The 13,269-nt window shown below is 40.7% G+C and carries 12 protein-coding genes; all 12 read left to right on the top strand.

The window, feature by feature from the left end:
- Nucleotides 1-168 precede the first annotated feature (168 nt).
- The 12 genes from MHZ95_RS15725 (at nt 169) to MHZ95_RS15780 (ending at nt 13,209) form a co-directional block, all read left to right on the top strand.
- Nucleotides 169-1,065, top strand: coding sequence for a DUF6612 family protein (locus MHZ95_RS15725; RefSeq protein WP_239391738.1), 897 nt, complete (start codon nt 169-171; stop codon nt 1,063-1,065).
- A gap of 258 nt (nt 1,066-1,323) precedes the next feature.
- Nucleotides 1,324-2,274, top strand: a complete 951-nt coding sequence (locus tag MHZ95_RS15730) for an ABC transporter permease (protein WP_239391739.1) — start codon at nt 1,324-1,326, stop codon at nt 2,272-2,274.
- Complete coding sequence (locus tag MHZ95_RS15735) at nt 2,267-3,217, top strand: iron chelate uptake ABC transporter family permease subunit (protein ID WP_239391740.1); 951 nt, start codon at nt 2,267-2,269, stop codon at nt 3,215-3,217. Before MHZ95_RS15730 ends, MHZ95_RS15735 begins: the two co-directional genes overlap by 8 nt.
- Complete coding sequence (locus tag MHZ95_RS15740; protein ID WP_239391741.1) at nt 3,214-3,975, top strand: iron ABC transporter ATP-binding protein; 762 nt, start codon at nt 3,214-3,216, stop codon at nt 3,973-3,975. The genes MHZ95_RS15735 and MHZ95_RS15740 overlap by 4 nt, the downstream gene beginning before the upstream one ends.
- A 62-nt stretch (nt 3,976-4,037) precedes the next feature.
- Nucleotides 4,038-5,009, top strand: coding sequence for a siderophore ABC transporter substrate-binding protein (locus MHZ95_RS15745; protein ID WP_239391742.1), 972 nt, complete (start codon nt 4,038-4,040; stop codon nt 5,007-5,009).
- A gap of 188 nt (nt 5,010-5,197) precedes the next feature.
- On the top strand, nt 5,198-6,007 hold the full coding sequence (zupT, locus tag MHZ95_RS15750) for a zinc transporter ZupT (RefSeq protein ID WP_239391743.1): 810 nt from the start codon (nt 5,198-5,200) through the stop codon (nt 6,005-6,007).
- Nucleotides 6,008-6,383: 376 nt separating this feature from the next.
- Nucleotides 6,384-7,526, top strand: coding sequence for an MFS transporter (locus tag MHZ95_RS15755; RefSeq protein ID WP_239391821.1), 1,143 nt, complete (start codon nt 6,384-6,386; stop codon nt 7,524-7,526).
- 201 nt (nt 7,527-7,727) lie between these two features.
- Nucleotides 7,728-8,483 carry a hypothetical protein gene (locus tag MHZ95_RS15760; RefSeq protein WP_239391744.1) on the top strand — a complete coding sequence of 252 codons (756 nt, stop codon included), beginning with the start codon at nt 7,728-7,730 and terminating at the stop codon, nt 8,481-8,483.
- 580 nt (nt 8,484-9,063) lie between these two features.
- Nucleotides 9,064-9,978, top strand: coding sequence for a polyprenyl synthetase family protein (locus MHZ95_RS15765; protein ID WP_239391745.1), 915 nt, complete (start codon nt 9,064-9,066; stop codon nt 9,976-9,978).
- A gap of 19 nt (nt 9,979-9,997) precedes the next feature.
- Nucleotides 9,998-10,159 carry a competence pheromone ComX gene (gene comX / locus MHZ95_RS15770; protein ID WP_239391746.1) on the top strand — a complete coding sequence of 54 codons (162 nt, stop codon included), beginning with the start codon at nt 9,998-10,000 and terminating at the stop codon, nt 10,157-10,159.
- 48 nt (nt 10,160-10,207) lie between these two features.
- Entirely contained in the window at nt 10,208-12,550 is a 2,343-nt protein-coding gene (locus MHZ95_RS21015; protein ID WP_239391747.1) for a sensor histidine kinase, read from the top strand.
- Nucleotides 12,547-13,209 carry a response regulator transcription factor gene (locus tag MHZ95_RS15780; RefSeq protein ID WP_239391748.1) on the top strand — a complete coding sequence of 221 codons (663 nt, stop codon included), beginning with the start codon at nt 12,547-12,549 and terminating at the stop codon, nt 13,207-13,209. The genes MHZ95_RS21015 and MHZ95_RS15780 overlap by 4 nt, the downstream gene beginning before the upstream one ends.
- Nucleotides 13,210-13,269 lie beyond the last annotated feature (60 nt).

Here is a 13,269-nt window from a genome sequence, read left to right on the forward strand (position 1 = left end):
TATCTATAAAATGGTGGTCATTGAAAGGGGATCTAAGCATATCGTAGGATGTGGAATGCTGGGAAGGAGTGCTCAATTTAAAATTCAGCCTCAAAAAACGGAACCGTTTCTATATTTTGCCGTATAATTAGACGTGCTACAAATGGAAAATGAAAGGAAGCGAATACGATGAAAAATTGGATGAAGGGCATTGCGATTGGCGTTCTCGCTTTCGGACTTGCCGCTTGTAACGAAACGGCTGCACCGAAAGAGGATCCGGAAACAGGAAAGCCAGAAGAAGTTGAAAAAGAGAGCACGATGACGGCTCAAGAAGTTTACCAAAAAGCGATGGAAGTATCGGAAGAGCAAAAGAGCATGCATGCTAAAATGGACGTCGATCAATTGATCAAGGTCCCAAGTGAAGAATTTGAGATGAATAGCAAGATTAAGATGGATATGGACATGGTCATCGATCCGGTCGAGATGTACCAAAAGATGACAATGGACTTGGGTGACGAAGGTTCGATGGACATCGAAATGTACATGACAGGAGAAGGCTTCTACATGAATGATCCGGAATCGGGTCAATGGGTAAAATTGCCGAATGAGATGTATGAAGATATGATTGGTGAAATGGGCGGCGGCGCGGACCCGACCCTCGATATGGAAATGTTTAAAGAGTTTGTCAACGATTTCAAATTTGAACAGACGGATGATGCATACATTCTGACTCTCTCTGCTTCAGGTGATAAATTTACAGAGTTATTGAAAGAAATTGCAAAAGATAATATTCCAGCCGGTGTTGAGATGGGTGAGGAAGAAATGGAACTCATGGAAAACATGAAAGTGAACGCACTGGAATTTGAAATCTTCATCGACAAAGAGACATTCTATACGAATGCATTTAATATGGACATGGACATGAATATGGTTGTTGAAGGCCAAGAGATGAATATTGTCCAAAAAGTGAAAGCAGATATTAGCAAAATCAATGAAATCGAAAAAATCGAAATCCCACAAGACGTAATAGATAACGCAGTCGATATTAACGAAGCGATGGGAGAAATGGAACCAGTACAAGAATAAGACATGAGCGCCGGTTAGATACCGGCGCTTTTTTGTATCTTGATAGACACGGTTTTCGCTGAAAAGGATGGATAATCTTAATTGTATTGGGCTACAGTGATATGATTTTTCAGTCAATCCTGTTATTGCTGATAATCATTTTCATTGAAGCATTGACAGCAAATTCAAACATGCTATAATTGAATTTGCAGTCAATTGATAATCGTTTTCACTCTATGATTCTCAATGGCACGCAAATAATCGGTATCGGGGATCACAATGAAGAAACGTTATTTGATTGTCGCAGTTATCTTACTTTCATTCCTTTCGTTATTTGTGGGAGTGAGCCATATTACACCGATGGATCTGCTAGATTTCAAATCGGAAGAAACAGAAATTTTTCTCATTAGTAGACTGCCGCGACTTCTTGCTATTCTCCTTGCAGGAGCTGGGATGAGTATCGCAGGACTTATTATGCAGCAGCTGAGCAGAAACAAGTTTGTTTCCCCGACGACAGCAGGGACTTTGGATGCGACGAGACTTGGAATTCTCGTTTCGATGTTGTTGTTTACGAATGCTTCCACGATTGAGAAGATGATTGTCGCCTTTGTTTTTGCACTTGCGGGGACGCTTTTGTTTATGCAAATACTTGATCGGATTAAGTTCAAGGATGCGATTTTCATTCCACTTGTTGGATTGATGTTCGGGAACATCTTGTCATCTATTACGACGTTCTTCGCTTACAGAGCGGATGTCATCCAAAATATGTCGGCATGGCTTCAAGGTGATTTTTCGATGATCATGAAAGGACGTTATGAACTTCTATACATAAGTATCCCGGTACTCATCATCACTTATCTCTATGCGAACCGATTCACGGTCGCCGGAATGGGTGAGGATTTCTCAAAAAATCTAGGACTTGCTTATAAACGGATCGTCAATATCGGGCTTATATTAGTAGCTCTGATTACAACCACTGTTGTATTGACGGTTGGAATGATCCCATTCCTTGGATTGATCATTCCGAATATCGTCTCCATCTTTAAAGGAGATCATTTGGAGAAGACATTGCCACATACAGCATTACTTGGTGCGATTTTCTTACTCATTTGTGATATTTTGGGAAGAATACTCATTTATCCTTATGAGATTTCGATTAGTCTGATGGTTGGCGTCATCGGCAGCGGAATTTTCCTCTACTTGCTATTTAGGAGGAAAGCCTATGCGTAATTCGACGAAACTCATTATTCTTACTGTGCTTGCTGCTATCTTCTGTGGGCTCTATCTTTTCCAAGGATTGAATGGAAGCTTTGACTATGCGCTGCCGCGTCGTGGCATTAAAGTGATGGCGATGATTTTAACAGGTGTCGCTGTCGCTTATTCAACAGTCATCTTCCAGACGATTACACATAACCGGATTTTAACACCGAGTATTATGGGGCTGGATTCCCTGTATTTACTGTTACAGACGACCGTTATTTTCTTTCTTGGTTCGAATCATGTGACTATCGTCAACAAACAAGTGAATTTCATATTGTCTGTTAGTGCGATGATCGTATTTGCCCTTCTCCTCTACCGGTTTCTATTCCGAGGAGGAAAGCGACCGATTTACTTTTTACTGCTTGTCGGTATTATTATCGGAACTTTTTTCGGAAGCATTACGACATTCCTGCAAGTGCTCATTGATCCGAATGAGTTTATGAATGTGCAGGATAAGATGTTTGCGAGTTTTAATAACGTCAGTGGAGACCTTGTCTGGTGGGCGCTTGGGTTCATTGCGATTACCTTACTGATCGGTTGGCGATACTTTTCCGAGCTTGACGTCTTATCACTCGGTAGAGATACGGCCATCAACTTGGGTGTATCTTACGATAAAATTGTCAAGACGATGTTGGTCTTATCTTCAGTCCTGATCGCAGTATCCACCGCGCTTGTTGGGCCGATTACATTTTTTGGTTTGATCGTCGCGAATTTGTCCTATCAGTATTTCAAAACGTATAAGCATTCTATTTTGATTGTCGGTGCTTCCATCATGAGTGTGATTGCCCTTGTCGGTGGGCAATGGGTTGTCGAACGGATCTTCACGTTTTCGACGACGCTTAGTGTCATTATCAACTTCATCGGCGGTGTGTACTTCATTTATCTACTACTAAAGGAGAGTCGATCTACATGATCCAGGTTCGTGAGCTAACGAAGTTTTACGGTAAAAAAGCGGTTGTTGAAAAGGTGAATGTCAATATTCATCGCGGACAAATCACTTCTTTTATCGGGCCGAATGGTGCAGGGAAATCGACGCTTCTTTCAATGGTGAGCCGTTTGTTAGATGCGGATACTGGCGAAGTGCTTGTTGATAACGATCAAGTGAGGCACATGAAATCGAATGAGTTTTCCAAAAGGGTTTCGATTTTAAAACAATCGAATTTCATGAATGTCCGTTTGACGATCCGTGAACTTGTTTCGTTTGGAAGATTCCCACACTCCAGAGGGAGATTAACCGCTGAGGATGTGCGGATCGTGGATCAGGCGATGGACTATATGGATCTGATGGATATGCAACATCAATACTTAGATGAATTATCGGGTGGACAACGCCAACGGGCATTCATCGCGATGGTCATCGCTCAAGATACAGATTACATCCTTCTGGATGAGCCGCTGAACAATCTGGATATGAAGCACTCTGTTCAAATCATGAAGATTTTGAGAAGGCTAGTGGATGAACTAGGGAAAACAGTTGTCATCGTTTTGCATGATATTAACTTTGCGTCCGTCTACTCAGATCGGATTGTCGCATTGAAAAATGGCCGTGTCGTCAAAGACGGTCCGACCAATGACATTATCAATTCCGACGCGTTGAAAGAAATTTACGATATGGAAATACCCATCAAACAATTGAGCAATTGCCGTATATGTGTGTATTTCAATTCCTAATAAGGGAATGCGCAGGATGTGCGGTGTAAAATTTATAAATACAACATAAAAGGATGGTTTGGATGAAGAAACTTACAATTGCATTCATGATGTTTGCATTAATGGCTCTACTTGTCGCTTGTGGCGGCAAAGACGATGGCGCAGCAGAAGATCAAACAACAGCTGATAACACAAAACAAGAAGCTGAAACAGCTGAGCCGGAAACAATGACAATTACACAAGAATTGGGCGAAGTGACGCTTGAGAAAAACCCTGAAAAAATAGTTGTATTCGACTTTGGTATGCTTGATACTTTAGACGAACTTGGTATTGAAGTAGCAGGTGTTGCACAAAAGAATGTCCCTGCATACTTGTCAAAATATCAGGATGAAAAGTACGAGAATATCGGTAGCCTGAAAGAGCCAGACTTCGAAGCAATCCATGCGATGCAACCGGATGTTATCTTCATCTCTGGACGTCAAGCGGCTATGTACGAGGAACTAAGTGAAATTGCTCCAACAGTCTTTGTGGGTGTTGATACAACGAACTATATGGAATCTTTCAAATCGAACATGGAAATGGTAGCTGAACTCTTTGGTAAAGAAGAGGAAATGAAAACGAAACTAGCGGAAATCGATGAAAAAATTGCTGCAATTAATGAAAAAGTGACAGCAAGCGATGCAAAAACATTGGTCGTTCTTGGTAACGAAGGAAAAGTAAGTGCATATGGTCCAAGCTCACGTTTCGGTATTATCCATGACGTATTCGGTTTTAAACCAGCTGATGAAAAAATTGAAGTATCTACACATGGTCAAAGCGTATCCTTCGAATATATCCTTGAAACAAATCCGGATATTTTATTCGTCATTGACCGTGATAAAGCAGTCGGCGGTGACGCAAGTGCAAAAGATGCAATCGAAAACGAATTGGTCATGAAAACAAACGCTTATAAAAATGGGAAAATCATTTACCTAGATCCAGGATACTGGTACCTATCTGGTGGCGGACTTCAATCCGTGCAAGAGATGGTGGCAGAAGTAGAAACAGCATTATAATAAACCGAAAAAGAACCGATTCACTGAAAAAGTGGATGGGTTCTTTTTTGGTGGTTGAAACGGTCTTTATAAAGGAATCTTTACCTCGTCTAGGCATTTCTCGGAAAATTATATTGCGAACTTGTTGTCCTAGGGAAACAAGTAGCATACAATAGCAATAATTAGAGCTATAGAAAGAAGATGTGTACATGGACGGAAATATCCTATTTGCATTTGGATTAACCTTGTTCGCAGGACTGGCAACAGGAATTGGCAGCTTGCTCGCTTTTTTTACGAAGAGGACCAATACAAAATTTTTGTCAATTGCACTTGGCTTTTCAGCAGGTGTTATGATTTACGTTTCATTGATTGAAATATTTGTGAAAGCAAAAGATGAGCTTGTGCTGGAACTTGGATTGAATAATGGCTATTGGGTGACCATTGCCGGCTTTTTTGGCGGGATGTTACTGATCGCCTTGATTGATCATTTCATCCCGGAAATGGGAAATCCACATGAAGTGAAAAGTGTGGAAGACGTAAACACCGGACCAACGAATGATGAATATGCGAGGCTGAAGAAAATGGGGATGTTCACGGCCTTGGCCATCGCAATCCACAACTTTCCGGAGGGCATCGCCACATTTACATCCGCGTTACAAGATCCGACTCTCGGTGTGGCCATCGCGATTGCCGTAGCGATTCACAATATACCAGAAGGGATTGCGGTTGCTGTTCCAATTTTCTTTGCGACAGGAAACCGTAAGCAAGCTTTTAAATTATCCTTCCTATCGGGCTTGGCCGAACCGGTTGGTGCGATTGTTGCTTTTCTCATTTTAATGCCGTTTTTGAATGGCATCATGTTCGGCATCATTTTTGCAGCGGTAGCCGGAATCATGGTATTCATCTCCATCGATGAATTGCTGCCCGCAGCAAGGGAGTATGATGAAGCACACCTCTCCGTCTACGGCATGATGGCAGGAATGGCCGTCATGGCAATCAGCCTTGTACTTGTCGTGTAATGCTAGAAAGCTTCCAAGTATGAATCATGCTTGGGGGCTTTTTTGATGGGATGTCCTCGTGGATAAAGTGAAGTCGCTCGCGCTCAAAGCGAAGGTGCACGGGCTCAAAGCGAAGTTCTCGCGCTCAAAGTGAATCTGCTCGCGCTCAAAGCAAACCTCCCTTCCCCAAAAGAAAAATCTTGTATACAAATCTAAGGGTATAACGATCTGTCAATTCGGTGAAAATGCATAAAATACTGTTTGTGCTCATGACACCTGTATAGTATAATTACAGGTGTCATGACAACCAAATAGACATCGAGGGGAAAACGCTGTGAAAAATAACAAGCAAGGAATCTCACGCAATAAATTACTAGCGCTTGCTGGGACAGGCTGGATGTTCGATGCAATGGATGTGGGCATTTTGTCCTTTGTCATTGCCGCGCTTGCAGTGGATTGGCATTTGACGCCGTCCGAAATGGGTTGGATCGGGAGTGTTAATTCCATCGGGATGGCTGTCGGCGCATTTGGTTTTGGTCTTTTAGCGGACCGCATTGGTCGGAAAAATGTGTTTATGATGACACTCGTCTTATTTTCACTTGCGAGCGGATTATCCGCATTGACGACTACGCTGATTGCATTCCTTATTTTACGCTTCCTAGTAGGGGCGGGACTTGGAGGAGAGTTGCCGGTCGCATCTACTTTAGTATCAGAAAGTGTGGAAGCGAAAGAACGTGGACGCGTCGTCGTGCTACTGGAAAGTTTCTGGGCTGCTGGCTGGTTGATTGCTGCATTAATCGCTTACTTTGTCATCCCACATTATGGCTGGAGAATCGCACTGATTATCACGGCGCTTCCTGCATTTTATGCCATTTATTTACGAAGAAAATTGCCGGATTCACCTAAATTCGAGGCGGCAGGCAAACCAAAAGAGTCCGCGTTTGCAAAACTGAAACTGATTTGGACGAAAAAATATGCGCGGCGGACATTGATGTTGTGGATTGTTTGGTTTATGGTCGTGTTTTCGTATTACGGCATGTTCTTATGGCTGCCAAGTGTAATGGTGATGAAAGGTTTTGATTTAATTCATAGTTTTAAATATGTACTCATCATGACACTTGCTCAATTGCCGGGCTACTTCACGGCTGCATGGTTAATTGAGAGGGCGGGCCGAAAGTTTGTATTGGCAACGTATCTGCTAGGTACCGCGGCAAGCGCATTACTTTTTGGAAACGCAGAAACCCTAACGCCACTTCTCATTTTCGGAGCATTGCTATCGTTTTTCAATTTGGGGGCATGGGGTGCTTTGTACGCCTATTCTCCGGAGCAATATCCGACAGCGGTTCGCGCGACGGGTTCCGGGATGGCCGCTGCAGTCGGACGGATCGGCGGGATTTTCGGACCGCTCCTCGTCGGCTCCTTGTTAGCTGCAGGAACCGGTTTTGGGACGATTTTCGGCATTTTCTGCGGAGCGATTATCATCGGCGTGCTTGCAGTGGTGTTTTTAGGAACGGAAACAAAACAATTAGAATTGGAATGAATGTGAGGCCTGCCTTATTAAAGGGCAGGTCTTTTTGATGTTGCAGAAGGTATGACTGTGGTACCGCAAGGGCCATTTCGGAAAGCCGCAAACGAATTTCGGTGAACTTGAGTTTGAAGTATGCAACAATTGAGAAAAGGGTGTGGCTTCCCAAATATAATTGTGTTTGGCTCCAAATAATAATGAATGAGGGGATTTTTCGTGAATAACATCGACTTGACATTAAAGGAAATCTTCATGTCAACTACACTAACAAAATTACAAAAAATTTTACATGCAGAAAAAATATTAACTGAAAAACTAGACATAGAGACAACAAATACAGAGCTCTATTTCCAATTAGCTGTAGTGGTATTAGAAGAACCAGAGGTCGATTTTATTCAGAGCATAGAATGTACGGAAAAAATCCTTACTTATGACAAAACGAATATAGAGGCAGCGATATTCCTATCATGGCTTCAATACTTCAATCGAGGATATGTTAACTCAAGCACATTGATGGTACTGGACAATTTACTTACGAACGTAGAAATGGATTCGCTTTCGACATCACTTATCTATTTAGCGAAATCTTGGAGTTACGGAATTGATGAAGAGCAATATCATACCTTTTTGAAAAAGTCTGTTGAGAGTAATGGCACGTATGTTGATAATTGCCTTGAATTGGCAAACTTTTATCGAAATAAAGGGGAGTCAGATAAAGAAAAATCCCTTATTCGTAAAGCTTTTAAAAACATAGAAAAGATCTATCGAGTGGACGAATCGTTTGACATAGCAGTTGTGGAACCTTACTTAGGAGATGATTTTAAAGGGATGATCGATCTTCCGACTAATTACGTACCTACCTATTATATGGTGAAAAAAGAATCCATATTAAGAACTGTTCTTGCCAGTAATGCAGTGAACAGTATGCTAGAGAGATTATCGGATTCCGACCAATGGGAAGTGTTACTGTGACAGTCCATGTTTTCCATAACCATGGTTCTCTGTCTGAAAAAAAAACACCAACTCGGCGGGCTGAATATAAATTTCCTCGCTAAATGTAGCAACATAATCACTGCGGCACTGCGATAAAAAAAGGTGCCGGATTTTTTCGGAACCGCTTTTAGTCATTTGTAATGATAATTTCTCCACTCTCCGTACTGACAAAGTAAAAAGCATCATACATAATGTCGTTAGGACGAGCGGCAGTCTTGATATGCACAATGTATACCTTCATATCTCTATCATATTTATGAATTAAAAGAGAGGTGCTATTGAGTGACATCATGTATTAGAAAAGACCTGTTTCTGACACGAATCTAAATCGTATTAGGAATGGGTCCTTTAAACTATAGCATTGCTTTCTTCTGAAAGAGAACTTTTTGTTTAGATTGAACAAAATGGGTATAAAAACATTGTTTTAATTTCCTGAAATTAGAAATACCGCAATGCCTATTTCGGAAAACCGCAATCAACATTGCGGTGTTTCTGTAGAGGAAATATGCTACAGTTGTAGTAGGTCAAATAAACTACGCTTTTGGGAGGGGGAAAGTAGTTGGATACGCCACAGTCCATTTTGATCAAAAAATCAATCGAACAAGCTGTACACACACAGGTCAAGCAACAACAATTAAAAGAACAGCTTTTAGGATATGCCGGTTATCACGCAAAACTAGGATTTCCTTTTGGGGAATTGCTCGTTTTGCACTATAACCAATTCAATGGAATTGCAACTGATGATATTTACGCAGTTGCAGCCGCTGTTGAAATCTTGATATTATCCTTTGATATGTTAGATGATTTTGAAGATGAGGACTGTATCGACAAGCCGTGGTCAACCCAGACTAATTTGGCGTTAAATTCAACAACTGCCCTCCTTTTCTTAAGTGTAGATGCAATCCGGACTACCGATTTTCCGAATAAGGATCGAGCGATGGACATTCTAATCCGCTATGCGCTTCGGTCCATAAATGGTCAACATCAGGATCTTTTAAATAGCAGTAGAAATGAAAAGGACTATATCGAGATGACGATTGAGAAATCCGGATCCTTGACTGCTCTTGCTTGTTTAATTGGTACTGTTTTGGCAACGGATGATTATCCGGAGGAGATTGAGACTTACGCTGAACTGATCGGTTTAGTTGGACAGATCTCCAATGATTTAAAAGATATCACAACATGGAATGAAAAAAATGATCTATTGAATAAGAAATATACCCTTCCAATCATTTATTTACTCAATCATCCTGATGAAGATTTGCAATTGGTTCGAGATTACTATAATAATAAGTTAAGTGCTGATGAAATCAGACAGAATCGGGAATTGATCAGTCGGAAGTTTGTAGAAACAGGAGCCATTACATATACCGAAGTGATAAAGAAGATGCATCAAAATCGGGCGTTGAACGAAGTGAAGAAACTGCAGATCGATCAACAGTATATGGATCGACTTGTGACATACATACAATAAAGATTAGGAGATGAAAACCATGCAAGAAATCATCCAATTTTTAACCGAAAATGTCGAAGTAGTAGAGAAAGTGAAAGAAGGGACAGCCAGTTTAGTAGGTGTGACTGGAGAAGAAGTTAAAGCAATCTTGGAAGTGTTCTTTAACGAACAAATCGCTCCAAAGGTCTATATATGGGAATAAGTATTCAAAGCCGGAGGAATTTTTCTCCGGCTTTTTTAAGGTGATAAAATGAAAGCGAATCTTAAAACGAATATTATACATGCACTGCTGTTTTTAATGGTATTGGGATTAACGGGCTATTTCACGCTGACGATTTTACAGTTTCCACTTGTCGGTATGAAGGTGAAGCAAGAAGATCAACATTGGATTGTTGCCCAAATACATGAATCTGGATGGGCTTCGAGTCAACCGATTGAAGAAGGGAACATCGTGGAACTTGTCAATGGTGAGCAAACAGACAAGCATCCGACTGTTAGACGGTTTGCCAGGGTTGAGATGGCTGAATCCGTAACAATTATAGATCAAGATTTAAAAAGCCATACTTACCCTATTTCTTATGGGGATATGGCTTCGAAAGAAATGTTTTATTTACTATTTCCGTTGTTATTCGCTGCTGTAACGATTTCGTTAAGCATATTCCTTTATGTGAAAATGAAGAATGATCGGTCTGCCATCATTTTAATTTATTTTTTAGTTTCGTTAGGGCTTAGCTATATAGGGGCTTTCACGTCCGGCAGAGGGGATGTAGTGGGGAGAGTTTTAACGATCATTACGCTGCCAGGTACCATTATTCTGTTTATGCAATTTCTAAATAGATATTTTTCAAAATACGGTTTAGTGTTTATCAAAACTACTTCATTAGTTCGACTCTATATGGTCTATTTGTTTTTTTTATTTATCATAGCTGCCAATCAATTTTTCCCAGTGATCAATAAGTATATAAGCGAGTTTAAATTGTTGTTTTTCTCTTCACTCGTATTTTATTTTCTTTTTTATCTGATCCGATTTTATATGAAATATAAAAATTCTGAAGGGAAAGCGATTCTAAAAATTCTAGGGGCCACTGTATTTCTGGCTTTTGGTCCATTTTCTTTTTTCTATGCAGTGCCTACCATTCTTTTTCACAAAGCGTTCTTACCGTCAGAGATCACAATGATTGCCTTAATCATCATACCTATTGCAATTGTCTATTTACAAGTCGCAGAAAAGTTGTTTGATATTGAGTTTTTCTTGGACAGGCTTCGTTATTACTCGTTCAATTCTTTACTGTTCACGATCTTGATCATTTTACTGTTACGATTTGCAGTGGGTATTCAATTACCGACCAGCATGACGGCAATGGTTTTCATTGTTTTGTTCATCTGTACACTCATATTCATCTATGTGAAAGAGTATTTGGATTATAAATTGCGCCATCATTTATTTTCCCAAAAAGGCGATTTTGGTATGGGATTATATACATTTTTCCAAAAAACGAAGTACGAAACAAAAGTATCCAGTTTGGTGACGAAGCTGGAACAGGAAATCAGAGATGTCTTATTGGTGAAAAAAGTGATCTACGCCGAGGTCTTTCGAGAAGGAGTCCAGGGAGCTTGGACACTGAAAGAAAAGCATGAATTTCCCGCTTCGTTGGCGCAAGAAATTGCGAAAGTGAATTGGGATCATTATCGTATCGGTACGATAATAGAAGTGATGAATGGCTTCCTGCTTGTGATTGGTGGGGACAATCATACTAAAAAAATATTCTTTTTAGGTATGAAAAAACAGAAGACCAACTTCAATATACAAGAAAGAATCTGGTTGGAAACCTTGGCGCATATTTCAAGTATTCTATTTGAAAACTTGCAATTGATTGAAGATCTCATCGAGGAAATTGAAAATTACAAGGTGAAAGATAATGACGCAGAAAAACAGCATTATCCTTTCTGGCTATCGAGATTGCTGTTTTCCTTGGCAGAGAAAGAAAGAGCTAATCTTTCCATTGACTTACATGATTCAGTCCTTCAGGATCAATTGCAGCTGTTAAGAGAAGTGGAAAAAATATCAGGTAAAGTGAACGATCACTCGATAAAACATGATTTAGTGGATTTGAAAGAAAGAATGCTTGACAACATCCATTTAATACGTGAAACGTGCAATGAACTCCGACCACCGTTTTTAAATGAATTAGGGATCATTCAATCCTTACAAAATTTAGTTGACCAGACAAAGCTTCGGAGTAACTTCATATTAAAATCCGAATTGGATCCATCGATTCGAACATTGGATCCGGAATATGAATTGGTCCTTTATCGTGTAGTCCAAGAACTATTGAACAATGCTATGAAACATTCTTTAGCAACCGAAGTTCAGATCGCATTAAGCAATAACGATCACTCCCTTTCTTTATCCTATTGCGATGATGGCATAGGAATTGATATGTTGAAGTTGAATGACTCTTTTAAAACGATGGGCATATTCGGGATGAAAGAGCGCATCAGAAGTATAGGCGGCACCATTGACATCCACTCTGCTCCGGGAGATGGGATGCAAGTTCAGATCCGCATACAAACGGGAGGGGATTCGGCGTGATCCATGTATTAATTGTGGATGATCATCCGGCTGTCGGCGAAGGCACGCGGGCGATGATCGATCAAGAAGAGGATATGAAGGCAACTGTTCTTTCAGATGCGGAAGAAGTGTTGGTACATCTTGAAGAAAATGCCTACGACATCTATTTAATTGACTTATATATGCCCAAAATCAATGGCGTAGATTTGACGAAAATGATTTTACAAGTGGACCCGGATGCAAAGGTTCTCATCTATACGGGCTTTGATTTAGTGTCGCATTATAACTTACTAATTGAGGCGGGCATTTCAGGGTTTATGAGTAAAACCGCCACCCAAGAGCAATTGATCACCGGTATCAGATGTGCATTAAGAGAAGAGGTTGTCATTCCGCTCCAATTGCTCAAACAGCTTAGGAGGGTGAATAATGGACCTTCAACGGAGGAAGGAGAAGAGAATTTGGGAGGGATCGCACTTTCCAGTCAAGAACAAGAAATCTTAGAGGAAGTGGCCAAAGGGTTAACGAATAAAGCCATTGCCTTGAACCTATCAGTTAGTCAACGAACGATTGAGCACCGTTTAACGAAGATTTTCTCGAAACTGGGCGTAAGTTCAAGAACAGAAGCCTTGCTCAAGGCAAGGGAATATGGATTGTTATCTATGCAGGTGAGGGATACATAAGAACACTTCGGAAACACCCGTTCATACATGGAGGGTGTTTTCTACTTCGTTTATAAAAAA

Origin of the sequence: Sporosarcina sp. ACRSM (genome assembly GCF_022346545.1) — a bacterium.
Taxonomy (GTDB): Bacteria; Bacillota; Bacilli; order Bacillales_A; family Planococcaceae; genus Sporosarcina.